15 protein-coding genes and 2 pseudogenes are annotated in these 18,996 nt (G+C 61.1%); 10 read left to right on the top strand and 7 right to left on the bottom strand.

The window, feature by feature from the left end:
• The 9 genes from F3J20_RS31925 to F3J20_RS30310 form a co-directional block, all read left to right on the top strand.
• The coding region (locus tag F3J20_RS31925) for a hypothetical protein (RefSeq protein ID WP_205299423.1) at positions 1 to 186 on the top strand (186 nt) is incomplete at its 5' end.
• A gap of 122 nt (positions 187 to 308) precedes the next feature.
• Positions 309 to 1,376: a type III secretion system stator protein SctL gene (sctL, locus tag F3J20_RS30345; RefSeq protein ID WP_205299422.1), complete on the top strand. Its 1,068-nt coding sequence runs from the start codon at positions 309 to 311 to the stop codon at positions 1,374 to 1,376.
• Between the two features lie 112 nt (positions 1,377 to 1,488).
• Entirely contained in the window at positions 1,489 to 2,790 is a 1,302-nt protein-coding gene (sctN, locus tag F3J20_RS30340; RefSeq protein ID WP_240159078.1) for a type III secretion system ATPase SctN, read from the top strand.
• A 37-nt stretch (positions 2,791 to 2,827) separates the two neighbouring features.
• The gene (locus F3J20_RS30335; protein WP_167044048.1) at positions 2,828 to 3,313 is read left to right on the top strand and encodes a type III secretion system protein; all 486 of its coding nucleotides are present in this window, start codon (positions 2,828 to 2,830) and stop codon (positions 3,311 to 3,313) included.
• Positions 3,314 to 3,378: 65 nt separating this feature from the next.
• Positions 3,379 to 4,185: a type III secretion system export apparatus subunit SctT gene (gene sctT / locus F3J20_RS30330; protein ID WP_167044045.1), complete on the top strand. Its 807-nt coding sequence runs from the start codon at positions 3,379 to 3,381 to the stop codon at positions 4,183 to 4,185.
• 53 nt (positions 4,186 to 4,238) lie between these two features.
• Entirely contained in the window at positions 4,239 to 4,628 is a 390-nt protein-coding gene (locus F3J20_RS30325) for an HrpB1 family type III secretion system apparatus protein (protein ID WP_167044042.1), read from the top strand.
• A gap of 132 nt (positions 4,629 to 4,760) precedes the next feature.
• Entirely contained in the window at positions 4,761 to 5,294 is a 534-nt protein-coding gene (locus F3J20_RS30320; RefSeq protein WP_167044039.1) for a hypothetical protein, read from the top strand.
• A gap of 105 nt (positions 5,295 to 5,399) precedes the next feature.
• Positions 5,400 to 5,801, top strand: coding sequence for an HrpB1 family type III secretion system apparatus protein (locus F3J20_RS30315; RefSeq protein WP_167044036.1), 402 nt, complete (start codon positions 5,400 to 5,402; stop codon positions 5,799 to 5,801).
• On the top strand, positions 5,798 to 6,250 hold the full coding sequence (locus F3J20_RS30310) for a GNAT family N-acetyltransferase (RefSeq protein WP_167044033.1): 453 nt from the start codon (positions 5,798 to 5,800) through the stop codon (positions 6,248 to 6,250). The genes F3J20_RS30315 and F3J20_RS30310 overlap by 4 nt, the downstream gene beginning before the upstream one ends.
• Positions 6,251 to 6,333: 83 nt before the next feature.
• Here F3J20_RS30310 and F3J20_RS30305 read toward each other — a convergent pair whose 3' ends face one another.
• The 6 genes and pseudogenes from F3J20_RS30305 to F3J20_RS30280 all read right to left on the bottom strand — a co-directional run bounded on the left by F3J20_RS30305 (position 6,334) and on the right by F3J20_RS30280 (position 16,368).
• A complete protein-coding gene (locus tag F3J20_RS30305; protein WP_167044030.1) occupies positions 6,334 to 6,807 on the bottom strand; it encodes a hypothetical protein in 474 nt (157 codons plus the stop codon).
• A gap of 124 nt (positions 6,808 to 6,931) precedes the next feature.
• A pseudogene (locus F3J20_RS30300) lies at positions 6,932 to 9,909 on the bottom strand (Tn3 family transposase).
• A pseudogene (locus F3J20_RS30295) lies at positions 9,906 to 11,581 on the bottom strand (site-specific integrase). Before F3J20_RS30295 ends, F3J20_RS30300 begins: the two co-directional pseudogenes overlap by 4 nt.
• A 228-nt stretch (positions 11,582 to 11,809) precedes the next feature.
• A complete protein-coding gene (locus tag F3J20_RS30290) occupies positions 11,810 to 13,318 on the bottom strand; it encodes an ankyrin repeat domain-containing protein (protein ID WP_167285705.1) in 1,509 nt (502 codons plus the stop codon).
• A 774-nt stretch (positions 13,319 to 14,092) separates the two neighbouring features.
• A complete protein-coding gene (locus F3J20_RS30285) occupies positions 14,093 to 14,665 on the bottom strand; it encodes an ankyrin repeat domain-containing protein (protein ID WP_240159066.1) in 573 nt (190 codons plus the stop codon).
• A 167-nt stretch (positions 14,666 to 14,832) separates the two neighbouring features.
• Complete coding sequence (locus F3J20_RS30280; RefSeq protein ID WP_167044020.1) at positions 14,833 to 16,368, bottom strand: catalase; 1,536 nt, start codon at positions 16,366 to 16,368, stop codon at positions 14,833 to 14,835.
• A 534-nt stretch (positions 16,369 to 16,902) separates the two neighbouring features.
• Between F3J20_RS30280 and F3J20_RS30275 the strand changes: the two genes are divergently transcribed.
• A complete protein-coding gene (locus F3J20_RS30275) occupies positions 16,903 to 17,169 on the top strand; it encodes a hypothetical protein (protein WP_167044017.1) in 267 nt (88 codons plus the stop codon).
• A 697-nt stretch (positions 17,170 to 17,866) separates the two neighbouring features.
• Here F3J20_RS30275 and F3J20_RS30270 read toward each other — a convergent pair.
• Entirely contained in the window at positions 17,867 to 18,715 is an 849-nt protein-coding gene (locus F3J20_RS30270; protein ID WP_167044014.1) for a glycosyltransferase family A protein, read from the bottom strand.
• Between the last annotated feature and the right edge of the window lie 281 nt (positions 18,716 to 18,996).

Genomic DNA, 18,996 nt, shown 5'->3' with positions numbered 1-18,996 from the left:
GGGAGGAAGAGTAGCAGAAGAGAGAGAGTGGCAGGAGAAGCAATGCGGGTAGAGGGCGGGAAGGGCAGTAGGGGTAGAGTGATGAGTGAAAGGGAAGTAAGTGAAGGGATAACAAGGCGGGATAAGATGAGAAGGGAGGTAGAAGACGGCCTTATATGCGCAGGTAGGAGAAGAAAATTGAAGTAAGTAGAGAGAGGGGGCAGCAGAGATGGGTGAAAAGAATGATTTTTTTTTTTTCAAGCAGAGGACGGCATACGAGGTGGTGAAGGGTGACGGGAGTTCAGACGTGTGCGCTACCGATCGTGGTCATGGTGATCTGGTTACGCAATCCGCGCGCCGAGGGCGCCGGGTTCGGCGTCGGCGCCGATGACGACGTGCTGCGCGCCGGCGATCTGGCGACGCTCGTCGAGGTCGATGCCGAGTGCGTCGACCTGAACCGGCTGCGCGACGAGGCACTCGAGGCCGCGCGCGCCGAAGCGCAGGCGATCGTCGACGCGGCGCAGGCCGAGGCGGACGCGATCCGCGCGGCCGCGCAGCACGAATACGACGGTGCCGCCGCGCGCGGTTACGACGACGGCTTCGCGCAGGGGCTGTCCGACTGGCAGGAGCGCGCGCTGCGCTCGCACGCCGCCGCGCAGACGATTGGCCGCCGCCGCCGCGACCGGCTCGCGCAGCTGGTTTCGCTCGCGGTCGAGCAGATCGTCGCCTCCGCCGATCCGGCCGAGCTGTTCGCGCGTGCTGCGAAGTCGGTCGAGCAGATCGTCGCGGACGGCAGCCCAGTTCAGTTCGCCGTGCATCCGGCCGATCTCGCGGCCGCAACCGCCGCGTTCGACGCCGCCGCCCGTGGCTGGCGCGAGGCCGGCATCGCGGTGCGGCTGCTGGCGCGCGGCGACGCGACACTCGAACGGGGCGCGTGCGTGATCGAAACCGATCTCGGCGCGCTCGACGCGAGCCTGCCGCTGCAACTCGCCGCGATGCGCGGCGCGCTGGCCCGCGCGGTGCGGAGTGTGCCCGAGTCGGAATTCGAAGACGAACCGGTTGAGGCAAACGGCGGGCAGCCAATGGCGGGGCGGGGTGACGGCGAGCGCAATGGCGGCGGTAACGGTATCGGCGACGATCACGGTGGTGATGACGAACACTCCGGCGTTGGCGACACGCACGACAACAACGCATACGGTAACGAAGGCGCGTACGACAACGAAGACGCGCAAGACCACAACGACGCGTACGACCATGAAGACGCACACGACAACCACTACGCCGGGTTCGACGCCGCCGACTTGCCCGACGAAGCGACCACGTATCACGATCACGCCGCGCCGGACGGCACCTATGACGACGACGGCCAGACCGAGGACGCGACGCTGGCTGCGTGACGCGAGACCCTGAACAGGAATCCGAAACATGATTGACGATACCGACGACCTGCGCGACGCAACCGACGGCACCGATGGCTGGAACGACGCCGGCGGCGGCTTTTCGAATCTGATGAACGCGATCGAGCGTGAACTGCGCGCGAGCCCCGCGTCGGTCGCGTGCGGCAAGGTGCAGGAAGTGATCGGCACGCTGGTGCGCGTGGCGGGCCTCGATGTGACGCTCGGCGAGCTGTGCGAGCTGCGTTCGCCGGAAGGCGAACTGTTGCAGCGCGCCGAGGTGGTCGGCTTCTCCCGCGACACCGCGCTGCTGTCGCCGTTCGGGCGGCTCGGCAACGTGTCGCGCGCGACCCGCGTGATCGGCCTCAAGCGTCCGCTGTCGCTGCGGATCGGCAACGGGCTGCTCGGCCGCGTGATCGACAGCCTCGGCGAGCCGATCGACGGCAAGGGCGAACTCGACTGCGACGAGTGGCAGCCGGTGATCGCCGATCCGCCCGATCCGATGTCGCGCCCGGTGATCGACACGCCGATGCCGACCGGCGTGCGCGTCGTCGACGGCATGATGACGCTCGCCGAGGGGCAGCGCATGGGCATTTTCGCGCCGGCCGGTGTCGGCAAGAGCACGTTGATGGGCATGTTCGCACGCGGCGCGCGCTGCGACATCAACGTGATCGCGCTGATCGGCGAGCGCGGCCGGGAAGTGCGCGAGTTCGTCGAGGATATTCTCGGCGAGGAGGGCATGGCGCGCTCGGTGGTGGTCTGCGCGACATCCGACCGCTCGTCGATCGAGCGCGCGAAAGCCGCGTACGCGGCCACCGCGGTCGCCGAGTATTTCCGCGACCGCGGAATGCGTGTGCTGCTGATGATGGATTCGCTGACCCGCTTCGCGCGCGCGCAGCGCGAGATCGGCCTCGCGATGGGCGAGCCGCCGACGCGGCGGGGCTTTCCGCCGTCGATCTTCGCCGAGCTGCCGCGCCTGCTCGAACGCGCCGGCCGCTCGAAGCACGGCTCGATCACGGCGCTCTATACGGTGCTCGCCGAGGACGAATCGGGCGGCGACCCGATTGCCGAGGAAGTACGCGGGATTCTCGACGGCCACATGATCCTGTCGCGCGAGATCGCCGCGCAGAACCGCTACCCGGCAATCGACGTGCTCGGCAGCCTGTCGCGCGTGATGACGCAGATCGTCGGGCGCGACCACGTCGCGGCGGCGGGACATATCCGCCGGCTGATGGCGAAACATAAGGAAGTCGAACTATTGCTGCAGGTCGGCGAGTATCAGGCGGGCACCGATCCGCTCGCCGACGAGGCGATCGCGAAGATCGACGCGATCCGCGCGTTCCTCGGCCAGGCGACGGACGATCTCGTCGATCCGGGCGACACGATCGCGATGCTGTTCGATCTGGTGCAATCGTAAGCGGGCAAACGGTGATACGGACGATTGGGAGACGACGATGAAGGACAGACAGGTCGTGGCATTCGAGCGGGTGCTGTCGCGGCGGCGCAAGCTGGACCGCAAGCTGAATTCGGCTCTGACGGGGCTGCGCGGCGAATCGCAGGCGCTCGCCGGCGCGCTCGACGAGCGGCGCGGTGCGGCCGATGCGCAGGCGGCGGAACTCGCGAACCAGGACGGCAAGATCGACACGATGCTTGGTGGTACGCGATTTCGCGCCGACGATCTGCTGAAGCTGCGCGATTTCCGTTCGCATGCGGCCGAGCATCACGCGGCGCTGGAAGCGCAGGCCAGTCAGGCACGCGCGGCGCTCGACGCGAAAGAGGCGCAGATCGGCGACGCGCGCACCCAGATCCTGCGCAACCGCGCGCGGATCGAAATCTATGCGAAGCGCCGCGAGGCGCTCATCAAGAAGCGGGAACGGGAGATTGAGGATTCGCAGGATGACGAAGTATCTGAAACGCGGCGGCCTCAGCTGCTGTTCTGATTTCTGATTCGCTCCCCAAGCCTTGCCCCGCGCCGCGCCCGGCGCCTTCCCGAACCTGATCCGCCATGAGCGATATTACTTACGCATCGATCGAGTCCAGCCACCAGCTGGTCCGCTACATGATCATCCTCGGCCTGTGCAGCGAACGGCTGATGGTGCTGCTGATGATGTTCCCGCCGACCTCGGACAGCGTCGTGCAGGGCCGCGTGCGCACCGCGCTCGCGCTGCTGTGGGGCGGCTTCGTCGCATACGGCCAGCGCGGCCTGCTGGAGCAGGGCGATTCGATGATCCTCGTCGCCGTTGGCCTGAAGGAAGCGCTGATCGGCGTCGTGCTCGGTTTCGCGGCGTCGAGCGTGTTCTGGGCGGCCGAAGCCGTCGGCACCTACGTCGACGATCTGACGGGTTTCAACCAGGTCCAGATGCAGAACCCAAGCCAGGGGCAGCAGACGTCGCTGACCTCGACGCTGCTGAGCCTGTTCGCGATCACCGCATTCTGGACTCTCGGCGGAATGACGTTCCTGCTCGGCGCAGTCTACGACTCATACACGTGGTGGCCGATCCAGGATCTGACGCCGGCGAGCACGAAGGTTATCGAGTCGTTCGTGCTGATGAAAACCGACTCGCTGATGGAGACGGTCGCGAAGCTCGCGACGCCGATGATGGTGCTGCTATTGCTGATCGACATCGGCTTCGGCTTCACCGGCAAGGTGTCGCAGAAGCTCGATCTGCATTCGCTCGCGCAGCCGTTGAAGGGCGGGCTGACGATCCTGATGCTCGCGCTGCTGGCCGGCATCTTCATCGATCAGGTGCGCGACCAGTTGACGCTCGCGAACGTCGGAGTCGAAGCAAAAGCATTGGCGGGCGCCAAATGACGCGGCGGAACGTGGACCCGGAATCGAACGCGCGCGGAGACGGAAGGTGGGCGATGACGGCAACGACGGAGCACGACAGGGTCCTGTCGGGCATGGTCGGCGTGCTGTGGGCAGGCACCACGCTCGGCACGCCGGCGGACGTGCGGGATCTGCTCGATGCGGTTGCCGTGATGCGGCCGGATCACGATGGCGCCCGGGTCGTGCTCGCCTCGCTCCACGTGCGTGCACGCGCGTGGAGCGAGGCACTGCGCGAGCTGCGGCAGGTCGAGCGCGCGGGCCAGCTGCCTTCGCGCGGTATCGCGCTGACCGCCGTCTGTCTGTACGCACTCGGCGACCCGACGTGGCGCACCTACGCGTATGCGGCCGCGTACCGGGACGACGAGCCGATGGCGACACGAATCGCGCAGGCGCTGCTGTTGGCGCCGGACGTCACGCTGCGGTAACTGCTTCGCGGCGCGGGCGTTCCACGCTTCGCATCGGCACTCCGTGCTTCGCGTTCGTCCGGCGTCGCGCCGCGAAGGAGGGCATCGTGTGATCTGGACCACATGCATTTCACACTATCAGGGGAATTCGTCATGAGCGGAATCAAACATGCCTTCGAGAAAATCGGCGACGGCATCAAACATACATTCGAAGGTATCGGCAAGGACGTCGGCGGCGCCTTCAAGGTGGTCGGCGGTGCGCTGACCGTCAATCCGGACCTGATGAAATCGGGGGCGAACGAATTCGAATCGGGCCTTAAGCAGACGGTCAGCGGCGTCGCCGAAACCGCGGACGGCTCGGTTGACCTGGCGATGAACACGCTGCCGCTCGGCATCGCGTTGTCCGCCGTGGCCGGCCCGTCTGCGCAGAACTTCGTCGACGGCACGTTCAATAGCGCTACCAACATCGTGAACGACGGCATCGACGGCGCCTCGCAGATCGGCGGCGGCATCGTGACCGGCAACGTCGGCGAGATCGCGCAGGGATTGGGCAACGTGGCGCCGGCCGCCCTGCTGTTCGTGCCTGGCGCGGGCGAGGCCGAGATCGCCGGCGGCACCGGACAGGTGATGCTGCATGCCGGCAAGGAACTGACGATGCAAAGCGCCGAGGCCCAGTTCGAAGGATGAGCCAGGCCGTGACGCCGTTCGTCGGGCCACGAGGTTCAACGGGTTCGCGAGTCGGCACGGATCGATACGTATCGACGCGACGGCGAGGCCGCGAGGAGAAAGACCATGAACGAAGCAATCGATGAAGCCCGCGAGCGACGCATCTCGCTGACGCTGGGCATGCTGCACGCGCTGGGCGACGACGAACTGGACAAGGCGCAGGCCTGTCTCGAGACGCTCGCGCAGGAAAACCGCGTTTCGATGGAGCAGGAGGATGTCGTCGTGTTCCGCGTGCTGATCGCGATCCAGCGCGGCTGGGCGTTGAACGCGCTGCATCTGCTGAACGAATTCGACGAGGATTTCCGTCCGGATCTGCGGGTCCTGTGCCTGTTCTTCCTGCAGGACCCGAACTGGAAGGGCCGCGCGGCTGACCTGGTGGAGAACTCTCCGCACGAGCACATCCGGTGTGCGATGACTCATCTGCTGGAACAGCCGGAGCCGACCGGCTTGCTCGCGAGCGCGTCATGAACCTGCGCTTGACCGAACGGGTGGATCTGAACGTCTACTACGACGCGGAGCGAAGCAGTGCGTCCGAGGCGATGCTGAGCGTGGTGACGCGCGAGGTGTTCGCGGCGTTCTATGCGGACTGCCCGTCGGTCGGCTTCGAGGAAGCGGGGCAGCCGATCGGCGGCGTGATCTTCGACGGCGAATCGGCACACATCGCGGTGCTGCCGTCGCATCACGGCCGTTGGGGCTTGCTGCTCGGGCCGACGCTCGCGTGGCTCTTCAGCCTCAAGGACGAGATCCTGCTGCGCACGCCGGCCGACAACCCGAAGGCGCTCAGGTTTATCGAACACTGCGGCTGGCAGCGGCTCGGCATCGAGGACAGCGAAGTCGTGCATCGACTGCGCGTGCACGAAGTCGATGCACGCGGTCTTGCGCGGAAGCAGCGGTGTTCGGCGGTTCAGGGAGCGTGACGGACACGCTCCGATTGTGACTCATTGCTTTGCATGCCTGAAGATAGCTGCAGTGAGCCACGCTTCGTATGCTTGAAAGCGCTTCAGCCCTGTTGCTCAGGCTGATCTGTCACGGCGTCCGGGAAGACGCTCGCGAAGTCGTCTATCAAGTACCAGTTGTTGACGCCTTCGTGATGATCGAGAAAATATTTCCCGCTCTCCAGTTGTGATCTGGAAGGCGTGAAGTTCTCCTGTGCCACGGTGCTCCCGCTGGCGTCCATCACCATCAGTTTGCCAGGCCGGGCGTGTTGGTCCTGAGCGGACTCCGGAGCGAACGGATGATCGCTGTTGGGATAGAAATACCAGCGCTGCTTTTCCTTATCGTTGGCGTTAGCGATGAGGAGATGTCCGCTATTGAGCTGACGCCGTGACGGAATAAACTGGTTACGTATGACATGCCCCTGGTGCCCCTCTTCGGAAAGACGCGTGACAAAGAAGAGCTCCCCTTCCTGGCGTGCTGGCGCGTGTCGAAGTTTTTCCGAAGCTTTCGTCGTGACTCTCGTCACGAATCGCGCCATCTTCGATTCATCCTTGGGAAGCGAGTTAGACCATTCCTCGAAGCGAGAGATACAGTCTTCCTGTTCGGTGATGGGCCTGGTCGAGGTATGGCCGGGATTCGTAAAAAATCCGCCACATCTCGACCTAAGCTGCTGATTTAAAGGCGAAATCGATGGTCGGGTCGAGCGGTAAAACGGGCCGCAGCAGGTCCAGCAGATAGTCGCCGAGCCGGTTGATGTGCTCGTGCCGATACGGCGACAGGCTCCGGAGCACCTCGGCGTCGATCGGATGCCCTTTCTCCTGCAACTCCTTCAGCTTGCGCGACATCCACTGCACGTTGTACAGGATCACCATGTTCGCGACCAGGTGGTTGTACTTGATGATCTTGCGCTGCTCGTGCCGCAGGTTCTCGGCGATCACGCCTTCGCCGCCGAACATCAACCATTGCGTGAAGTCGTTGAACTGCTCGCTCTTGTTCGTCTGTGCGTGGATCGTGCGGTGCAGCTCCGGGTCGTTCAGGTACTTGAGCAGGAACAACGTCCGTACTACGCGCCCGAATTCGCGAAACGCGAAGTACAGTTTATTCTTTGTGCTTTCTGAGCCAAGCCGGCGCAGGATCGTCGACGGCGTCATCTTGCCCGCCTAGATCGACACCGCGACGCGCATCATGTCGGCATAGTGCCGCTCGATCAGATTCCAGTCGATCGTCTGCCGACACAGGCTGTCGATGTTCTCGTACTTGCGGCGCTTGTCGGCCTTGTACAGGACGAGGTCCTTGATGTTGCGCATGCGCGGCATCAGATCGATGCCCATCACGTACGACAGACCGAACACGGCGCCACTCTGCGCCTGCGTATCGCCGTGGATCGTACGGGCTTAATGTCGGCGCCATTCTCAATCAGTCCGTCGAGAATATAGACCGCTTCATGCACGCCACACGGGATGAAGTGGCTGAACAGCGCGATGTACATGTCCGACACATGATAGTAGCCGATCCCGCCGTAGCCGCCATACCGGATGTGGTATTCGGACAGCAGATTCTGCTCGTATAGACTCCACTTGGTGCCGTCGGCCGACGCGCGCTTGCCGCTGCCCCAGTATTTCGGCAACGCGAACTGATTGTACGCGTTGATCACCTTCACGATTGCCTTGTCGAGTCGCTCCTCGGTGACGTGCTTCAGGTTCAGCCATGCGACCTGCTTGCGGCTCAGCCCCTTTACCGACTTAGCGGTCTGGCTCGGGCCGAGATTGCAGCCGTAGCAGAACAGCGTGCTGATGAAACGCTTGCGCGGCTCGTCGAGCTTGGCGTCGAAGCCGGATAGCGGCCCGAACAGCTTGTGCAGGTCGAGCCACTGCTCGGTTTCGGTGAGGAGATCCAGGATACTGACTTCGGGCATCGACGCCTTGATGGCCTGATCGATTAGGGTAATGTTCGGCGGCTCGGGCTCCTTGCCGGGCTTGTGGATGATTAGCCCGTCGTTGCCAAACTCGACGCTGTCGTTCTCCGGAAACCGGGCATCGGTGTCGTCGAGTGCCACGCTCAGTTGATCGCGCAACGCCTTCACGAAGGTCTTGGCGTCCGTCGGCAAGCCGATGGTCTCGCAGTAGCGCGGTAGTTCGCGCTGGAATATTTCGTCGGAGACCAGGTGGATCCGATAATCGTCGTAGCGATCGCTGGCCTCGACAAAGAGATCACCCGAATTCAACTCGCGCATGATCTGGTGGAACACGCACAGCTCGAAGAAGCGCCGATGCAGCATGCGGCTGTCCCGGCCGTGTGGAAATACGGCACGCGTCCATTTCTCCGGCATCCATTCGAGCGGCAGGTTAGCGAGGTCGGTCTCGGTCAGCAACAGGTATTCGCGGTGGGCCGCCCTGAAGCCCTGCAGCCACGCGAGCGCGATCAGCACCGCGCGGTCCTGCGAGCTCGAGCGCAATGGCAGCGCATCGAGGCACTGGAACAGCAGCGAGCGCTGGGTTTTGTACGGCACGAGCATGAACGGTAGATCGAAATTACCGGCGTAGGCGATGTGATCATTACACTGCGCGAGCGTCGCGGCCGGATCACCGAGTGCCGCACGAATTTGCGCCAAGCGCTTGCGCTCCGGCACCTCGTCGTCTTGCAGGATTTGCAGTACGTCCCGGAATTGCCCGACCAGGCCGTCGACCGCCTCCGCGTGGTCGAGCCGGTATTTTTGCAGCCCCGTCTTCGCATAGACTTCATACTTGCGCATGAGCTTGATGAAGATCTCGGCAACGTCGTCAAGCGCCTTCTGAAGCTGCGCCTGGATAAACAGGACGGCAAGCGCATAGCGCTTGTTGGTCCGCAGCGAGCGCAATTCCGCAACGTCGAGCGCACGCGCCTCGATCACGAGCTGTTCGCGTTTGCTGGCCGACAGCATCGATGGCAGTGGCGGCAATCCGTCGGCGAGCGCCCGGATGCCGTCGATGTGTTTCAGGAAGGCCGCAACGGCGCGCGTGGTTGGCTTCTTCGGTTCACGTTTGAGCTCCTCCCAGCCGGATTTGCCGCCTTTGGTGACCAGCAACGCGTCGAGGCGAGTCCGCAACGCGCCATCGAGTTGGCCGCCGATGGCCCGGTAGATCGCCTCGTTGACGGCACGACGCCCCTGTGTGGCAATTCGTTGCAGCAGCGCGAGCGGCGGCAGCTCGTAGCGACGCCGCACCAGTTCCTCGATCAGGACATTAACGATGTCAGGCAGCTCGGCTTTCGTTTGCGCGGCCTCGCGCGCGAGGTCGGTCAGCCATCCGATTTCGTCGCCGCCGAACGGGTGTATGCCCAGATGGTCGCGCAGCAGCTTCTGGTGCCGAATTCGCGCACCGGACTGATCGTAGCGCGCGATGACCGCTCGCGGTAGCGGACCCGCACGAAGCGCGGCGCGAAGGTGGTCGATGATCACGGTCGGTACGTCGACTAGCATTGGGAAATAGCCGAGCCGCTGCAGCAGCTTCATCTGCGCCATGAGCAGCACTGTGGTCGACTCCTGGCGGACCTGGCGGCGTACGTAACGCATTTCGGCTGCAGTCGGTGTGAATGCGTCGAGCTCCGCAGCACTTGGCGCTGCCGGCAGCGCCGGATAGATCGGATCGTGAGCGATCGTCACCTTGCTCTGCGCCGCGCGAAGATTCCCTCGATCTGCCGCATGCGCTGGACCTCGTCGTCGTCCAGGTAGACCGAGGTCGTGGTAATCGACGCGTGACGCAGGTTGTCGCGCACGGTCGTGAGCGTAGCGCCATTCGCCAGCGCATGGGTGGCGTGCGTGTGGCGCATCCAATGTGGCGTTGCGCGCCGCAGCTTGCCGGCGAGTGCTGGGTGATCGACTTCGATGCTGTCGGCAGCCGCGTGAAAGAACCGGCGCAGAATCTCCCTCAATCGCGGCGTGGTGATTCCGCCGGGTGCATCGAGATGCCCGAGCAGTGGCGTATTCGGCGGCCATCGCGCCGGGTTCACGGTCAGGCCGCGTTGCACCAGGTACTGATCAAGCGCGAAACGCGCGAGTGGCGGCAGCACAACCTTGCCGATCTTCGCGCCCTTGCCGGTCAGATGCAGCCATCGCTCGCCGCGCGCGCCGATTTCGATACCGCCGAGCGTGACGCCAACCAGTTCGGCTGCCCGAAGGCCGGTTCCGTAACCGAAATCGAGTACGAAGCGCAGACGCTGCGCGGCCGGTGTCGTCCAGTCATGGGACCATTCCAGCCCATCGGCAATCGTTCGTACCAACTCCCACTCTCCAGCCGTGAAGGCGCGGGCGATGTTCAATTCACCGTTGTGCGGCGCGCCGCGTACTTTGAGGCCCGCAAACGGATTGGCCAGCACATACCGTTGCTCGATAAGCCAGCGAAACATTGCACCCAGCACCGATAGTGCGTAGGCGATGGAGTCCGGCGACAGTGCGCCCGTGAACGGCCGCCATTCGGACGACGACCGCGGCCGCGCTGGTGCGACCCACCGGGCGCGCGGCGTGGGGTGACGCAGGAAAGTGCGATAGGTGGTCGCATCTTCACTCGTCAGCGACGACAAGGCGCGGCCGCGCTCGAGGATCGCCCAGAGCAGCAGGCGTTCGGCTTCCCTGCGATAGGCGCGCTGCGTTTCCGTGGCTTCGTGCCGGTCGAGCCAGGCGTTGATAGCCTGATAATCGTTATTGGCCTCAAGTGCGCACATCGACTTCGGCGCACGGAAGATGCCGTGCGAACCGTCGACGTCATGCGGGACGCGGATGTTTTCCCACGGCGTCACGGATTCCGGGGTGGCCGCCACGATCAGCGCACGAGCCCGCTCCGTCAGCGCGGGATAAGCCGCAAAAAGGCTTCGACCCGGCGGGCACTGCGCTCCCCGAGACTGGGAATGGCGAGCCACCAGCGACGGCGACGGGGAATTCGCACTGTCAGGTCTGCCAGCGTCCTGATGCCGTGCGCACGCAACGCGGCGACGGCCCGGGACGGCAGCCACACATCGATTGGGTCGCTGATCTTTGGGTGCGGTATCAGTAGCGATGGCAGCACGTCTATGGCGCTCGCCACTGCCTTGCAGTGACGAGTCCGTTCGCCTGCTTCGCACTGAAACAGTTTCGCCAGATCGTCGCGATGACGACTGACGGCAAAATCGATGAGTTGGCGTCGGATACAACCAATCACGCCGCGGGCCGATTTCCCGTCGCCGAGCTGCTCGGGACAATAGTGTTCGACGGCTTCGCGCGAGCCGACGCCTGCGTACCAGGTGCGCAATGCAGCCAGAGACGCAGAGTCGGGAAAGGGCAGCGGGTGTGAGATGGGCATCCAGAAATTATAGGTGCCGGGATGACAGTGGCATGACGGCCGGACGTGACGCGTTTCGTAAACTGGCAGTTTGGCAAGAAAATATACCCCTATCGCTAATATAAGTTAGCGACATAGATGCCGATTGCCGCCATTGCACTTGCCCACTACCCGAGTCCAACGGCGTATCGCATACTCCTCGCCACTGCACTGCAGGAAACGTTGCGACGCCGACTCGATAACGTGTCGTCAAGCAACAGAGAACTTCGTCAATGGCAGACTTCTCAGATATGCATTAAATACTTGCAACTGCTCAATCGACGCATTCTCGATGACGGAACGCATTTCTTTGGGGGAATTTCCCGTCTTGTGAGACAACGCCCCAATGATTGCCGCCTCGAACTGCGCCCGTTGGGTTGACGTCAAATAGTGGGCCTTCGGCGCTCGAAGTGCCCGTTTCTTCAGACGAATGGTTGCGTCCTCGGGGATCGCTACGCCACGCGCCAGGCAGGCAAGGCTGAGAGTTGCAAGGTCCTCCAGGTCGCGCACCTCGATCTCTTTCAGCTTGCCGCCCGCGTCGGAGCCCGTTAGCGGATGATTTGCGCTCTGGTAAGAATAGCTTTTGGGACCCTTGGGAGGCATGTACTCAATAGTGTGGGATTGCAGGCCAGACACTTTCTCGAAGCCAAACACCACCGGCACCATACGTCCCTCGTTGATCACGGCAAGAAACGGTGTCTTGCCGTTTTCGAACTGTTGCTTCAACTGCGTGGCTGCCCGTCCATAAAGTTCATATAGTTCTCGTCCCTGAACCACGTGGCTAGGCGTTTGCGCGACTTTAAGCGTGAGCGAGGACGGGAGTTGTATCGCCTCAAACATTTTATTCAGGGTAGCGTGCTCGAACTCGGGTCCTTCGAACGACCCGGTCTTGTGAAATACCTGTCCCAAATGACCGACAATCTGTGGCCAAATATCGTCCGCGGTTTGCGCCTCGATCGTTTCAGGCGCACCCTGCATATTCAGCGGCGCTTTCTGCTTTATGCCCTCAAGCATGGCTTGCACCATCCGATACTGGAATCCGCGGCTACTTGCGGTGGTGGCCTTCCACCCAGAGCCGTTCGAATAAATGCGAGCGTTTTTGCGCAAGTCGGTGCGTGTGGTCGGCTCGCTGGGCGACGTCGGTGTTCGGTCGGAGAAGAACACCTTGCCTTCGAGGGATTGCGTGCCGCCCTTCGTATCATTGACTCCCCCCCTCAATTCACCCGACAGCAGAATCTCGAAGCCCCATGGACTCCCGTGGAACGCTTCCGGCTTGACGTAGCCAAGCGGCGCCGATTCGTTCTGGGAGTGCAACAACGCACTACGGATTAGCTGGCTCGACGCCACATCGAGAGCCATTGAGTCGAGCACGTCGAGCGGTGTCTGACGGTTATCGTTCAGGTGAACGGGTTTCAGGCCTGAATCGACAAGCTCGCGTATGGCAGTAGCATCGGCGCGCCTTACTGCGGCATGCAGCCGTAAGTCAGCAGGTGCCGCCGAATGGGCCTTCGGCGGCGGAGCTTCGGACGCGCTGCCACGCTGTCGCCGCATCTGCATGAGCCGAGACAGCGCCCCCGATGCCTGCGGCCGCGCTTGAGATGATGTCCCCGTAAGCGATTCGCGGGCACAAGCCTCGTTCGAGGCCGAGGGTGTGCTGGGAAACTGGGAACTGGAAGCTGAGGTTTCTCGGGATTTCATGGCGGTGAACAGTATTGACACGGCAGCATCAGGGGCATGGCTAGCCTATCCTCAATGACACGTGAAGACGACGAAACCAGCCGCACGCCGAGTTTGCCGGCATCCATTGCCGATGGGCTTCTTGGTGGCGAACCTCCAACTCAGTTCGCGAACCGATGGGTTACTTATGAGCGAGAAAGGAGAACAAATCACCGTTCCACGGCTTTCGTTGCCCCCGCGTCGAGTGGCAATTGCCCATTACACCGATACTTCCGCTTCAATCTCAACTTGCTCAATAATGTTGTCGAGGTGCTTTCGCCGTACGGGGCACATCAGCAGCCTGGGAACGATCTGCTCGGCTCCCTTGACCAATCAGGCAGTCAATTTCCCATTTGAATCATCATTTTATGTCGAGGTGTGGCGGATTTTTTGCGAATCCCGGCCGACCCTCTGGTCGGTTCGACCGTGTCGTTTGTCTGTACCCGCTTGACCGGGACCTTACCCGTTGTAGATTCAGGACGCGGAGCTTTTTTCTCGCCCAATCGAGTCAGGAGTTCCGGCATACGACGTACGCCGGATCGTGCTGAAGTCTCGCTCTGGCGGGCAGGGGAGTCGTTCTCAAAGTGTTTGCCGGCAGGGGAGCGGGTCTGGCTGTTCCCACGGATAGAACGGGTAGGCATAGGTGTTCTCTATATCGTTGCGGAACGGGCAAACCTCTGTGCCGGAGACACAATGTATTCGGCGTGCGAAGCGCAACGATCCGGTGAGGCGAAAAGCCGGTGCAAGATCCGAAGCGAACGGATTCGCGTTCTGATTTCAAGGATGGTTGTACATCGCCGGATCGGGAACGTGCTGCGCGCCGGCCTTTTCCAATGCGGCAATGGTCGTGGCATTACCTTGCTGAACCGCGATCTGCAACGCGGTCCGTCCGAGCTCGTCGGCATGCTCGAGATTCGCTCCGTGCGCGACGAGTTGCGGCACCAGATCGACCCGTCCAAACAACGCGGCGAAGGCGAGCGCCGTTTCGCCGGCATTGTTGGTCTGATCGATCGGACAGTGCGTCTGGATCAGGCGCCTGGCCAGAGCCGTATCTCCTTTGAAGAGAACGCCCATCAGCGCGGTATTGCCGTGCTGGTCACCCGTGCATGCATTCGCGCCCGTGCGCAGCAGATACTCGAGTGCCTCAGGCTGATGCCGGTAGGCCGCGAGTATCACCGCCGTATAGCCCTCGTGCGTCGTCGCATCGATCGGGTAGCCCGCGGCAACGAGCGTCTGCAGAATATCGACGCGTCCGATACGCGCCGCGTCGAACCATTCTTCGTCGTAGCGGCGCAGCTCCGGGTGAGCACCGGTAGTCGCGGCCACCGGTGTCGATGCGCAACCTGCCATGGCAACGGCCACGCAGGCCATGGCCATCACGCGAAGCACAGGGGGCAGAATAGATCGGAAGGGGTTCATCGCAATGATTCTCCGCTTGAATAGGCGGCACAACTTCAAGCCTTAATACACCTTGAACCGGCGGAGACCATACAGCCGTCTCCGCCGTTTTCTAGCGGCTATTTATCCGAAAGCTTCGAGGCAAGCATTTTCACGCGCGGCAAGTCCGCGTGCGTCGCATCTACCAGACGGCTGCCGTAATCCGCATCGGCCTTGTAGAAGTACGAGAGCATCGTGTACTTGTTCGTGTCGTTGGTCACGTGGTTCAGGTCGCCGGACAGCGCCGTCACCAGATCCTGCTTGTCCTGCTCGGAAAGGGTGCGGTAGTACTCACCCGCCTGCCGGAAGTTGAGCGTCTTGCGGATCGCCATTTGCTGAGTCGTGCCGGAAAGCGGCGTCTGCACGTACTTGTAGCGTGGGTCCTGGGGAATCTCGCCGAGCGTGGAAGGCTCGTAATTCACTTCGCCCTTGCGGTCGCCGAAGTTCATCTTGCCGTCCTGGTTGTTGTTCACAACCGGCACGCGCGGGCGATTGATCGGCAGGCTATTGAAGTTCGCGCCGAGACGGTACATCTGCGTATCCGCATAGGCAAACATCCGGCCTTGCAGCATGCGGTCCTCGGACGGCTCGATACCAGGCACCATCCGCGACGGCGCGAACGCCGATTCCTCGGTGCTTTCGAAGTAGTTATCCGGTACGCGATTGAGGGTCAGCGTGCCGATCTTGCGCTCGGGCACATTGCTCCAGATCTTCGTGTCGTCGAGCGCGTCATAGTCGGACTTGTTCAGGTCCTGCGGATTCAGCACCTGGATATACAGGTCCCATTTCGGATCGTCTCCCGCTTTGATTGCGTGGTACAGATCGTTCGTCATCAGGTTCCAGTCCGCGCCGATCGAGCCGGGGATATCCTGCGGGCGGATACCATGCATGCCTTGCTCGCTCCTGAAGTGGAACTTCACGTAGTGCACCTGGCCCTGCGCGTTGACAAGCTTGAACGCATGCACGCCATAGCCGTCCATGTGGCGATACGAATCCGGCATGCCTTCCGTGGTGTACAGGTGCGTGAGCATGTTCGTCGCTTCGGGCGCATGCGAGAAGAAGTCGAACGCGAGGTTAGCGTCCTGAACGCCCGTCACGGCACTCGGCTTGTTGGCATGCACGAAGTCGGGAAACTTGATGGCATCGCGAATAAAGAAGATCGGCATGTTGATGCCCACCAGATCCCAATTACCCTGGGTCGTGTAGAACTTGATCGCGAAGCCACGCGGGTCACGTGCCTGCTCCGGCGAGCCGCGATAGCCCATGACCGTCGAAAAGCGCACGAAAACAGGTGTTTTCGTGCCGGGCTTGAACACTTGCGCGATCGACAGGTCGTTGATATCGGCAGTGCTCTCGAAGTCGCCGAAAGCGCCGGTGCCGCGCGCGTGCACGACGCGCTCGGGAATACGCTCACGATCGAAGCGCTGCAGTTTTTCGATCAGATGCGAGTCTTGCAGCGTGTCCGGACCTTCCGGTCCGGCCGTCTGCGAGTTCTGGTTGTCGCCAACCGGCGATCCGTTATCGCGCGTCATATCGGCGGCATAGGGAGACGACATCATCGCGGCGCAGGTTGCGGCCACGAGACTCTTCGCGATTCGCTTCGTTCTTTCTGACATTTCGATTGTTCTCCGGCGTCAATTTTCGGCTACTTAAAAATCCGCTTAATTAGACGAAAAGGACCGACTGGCGTCCAATTGAAAATCGAAATTGACGCGATAGTTGCTTGCGAATCCAGGCAAATCAACGCGAGCTTCTCGCATAAAAAATACTATTCGCATTTTTCAGAAATGCTTTAATAGAGAACACTCGAGCACTGGTATATGCAAATTGACTTGCTATTGCGTTGGCGACTTGGCTGATCTTTATGCTTGGCATTCGCCGCAACCCATTCATTCTCGATGTGATTGTTGCGATGAGCGTGCCGGCACCCACGCACAAGCGGAAACGGCGCCCCGATAGCTTACGTGTCACAAAAGCGGACAAAGTTAACCTTGTACATTTGACGAGAATGCAATAGAGCCGGCGGAACCGGACGCACATCTTATTCGGCTCACGCCCCTTCGGAATACGCGACCGCGCTTCGCCGCAAGAACCGCGTAGTCGACTGACGCGAGTACATTCGACTCAACTTTGAACCCGTGTCTTTCGCCATGCGTACCAGCAATCTACCCGCCACGCCCTATTCGCCGACGGATCCCGGACGGTCAGCGAATCCGGCCCATCCCCAGTCGCCGGAGTATCGCCGGGACAGCGGCGAACGCGTACGCGAATTCCAGGCGAGGCTGAACGCCACGGTATCGGCACTCACCAACATTCCACCGGGCCAAATCGCTGACATGATGCGCCGTGCGTCGCTGCGACAATTGCAGGACATCAACGAACGAATCCGTACCTGGGTTGCGAGCGGGATGACGTAGAGAATCTCATCACTCGCATCGAATTTGCGCGAGAGCATCTACAGCGTGGCGGTGAAGTGCATGTCGGCATCCGTTTCTCGTGCCAAGGATGAGCGCTACGCGCTCGCCAAGAATTTGACGGTGGGGCCTATCTAAAATCGAGTTCCTCGTATAAGAACTACTATTCGTATTCTCAGAAAGCGTGAATAGAGAACACTGCCATATACAAGTTGACTTGCAATTCGCCGCAAAACAGGAGTCCGGCAAGCCAGCCGTTCTCGTTGTAGACGCCAGCGTCAATGGCAGCATGGCGGCCGCCAAGGTTTGCTTGCGCCTCTAAGGAAATCAAATCGAGCTTCGTATATATGAACGACTATTCGCATTTGCAGGAAGCGCGAATTGGGGACACTCGTACACTTGCATGTGCATAAGTGATTTGCTATTGCGCTGACGACTATTCGATCTTTACACCGTGCATTCGTCATGCATGCACCTGATGTTTAATGAATCGAGGCGTAGTGAAGGTTATCGCGCGTGGATAGCCTCGTGGACACACGTCCCTCGCAGGCCGGCACTTTGTCGTCTTCGCCATGCTCGTGCCTGTTCATTCCGCGCGCACTATCCAAAGTGACTCACGCGCTCTGGTGATAACCGGCAACAAAGATATTCCCGGCCTCGGCGTACTACCCGAACGAGGCGCGCGATTGTGATGCTCATGTTAGCGCGTGAGCAGTACGCCCACCGTTGCGAGCAGAAAGGCAATCGCGATGCCGTACGCAGCGTGCATGTAGCAGGCCTGGCGCTTATAGCGCGCCGTATACGAAGGGGCGAAGTCCTTCATGCACTTGCCGAAGACGTTGATGGGATTGGCCTCATACTGAGCATACTTCGCGCGATTGCGCTCATAGATCAGTCGCTGCGACTCCTTGATCTTGTCTCTTTCGACCAGCTCAGTCGATCGCGAGCTTTTCTTGATGCGATAGAAAAGCAGCGGCGCGTCAATGTATTGGACTTTGGATTCGGGGTTCAGAAGTCGTACATAGAATTCCCAGTCTTCAAAGCCGAAGATCATTTCCGGAGAGTAGCCACCCGCGGCCAGAAACGCCTCACGCCGGTAAATAGCCGTGTTGACGATCATGTTTTGCCAGAGCAGCTTTTCGTAGCTATATGTTGGCAAGCGCCACACCTTGCGACTCTCGCCAAAACGTTGCGTGCCGGTATACACGAGCACGGTATCGGGCTGGACCTCGAAGCGCTCGACGACTCGGCGCAGATAGTCCGGGTGCAGTTTGTCGTCGCCATCGAGCGGCACAAAGAGTGAGCCGCACGCCTGAGTAAAACCAAAGTTGCGAGCCGCAGCAACGCCGCCGTTATCCTTGAGAAAAGGCAGAAACCGGCGATCCTTCTTTGCGTATTGCCGAATAATGGCGTCAGAGCCATCGGTAGAGCCGTCATTCACGATGATGCATTCCCAGTCGCCGTAGGATTGCACCAGCACCGATTCGAGGGCTTCGGCAATGAACGCTTCCTGATTGAAGCAGGGAACGACGATGGAGACTTTAGACATGGCCTATTTGAGTTTTATTATTTGAGCCGCTTTTTTAGCGGCTTTCTTCTGAAGAATTCTAGCTGATTGATGTGCTGGCGAGGGTCGGGTGGTTTGGGTGGGTGTGGTGTGTCGGATGGGGGGTATTGGGAGGTTTTATTTAATTTTACATAACATAAATTATCAACCATAAATTTGTGACGGCCATTTAGTAATGTCCGGTTTGGGCCAGTTAGAAATGTCCGGTTTAAGGGTTCTCCTCGGCGCATCCTGCAACTGCATGCAGACGACGGAGCCCGTGA

The organism is Paraburkholderia sp. Cy-641, assembly GCF_011752945.1.
Lineage (GTDB): Bacteria > Pseudomonadota > Gammaproteobacteria > Burkholderiales > Burkholderiaceae > Paraburkholderia.
Note: the sequence above shows the minus strand (reverse complement) of the source record. Positions and strands in the feature narration are given on the sequence as shown.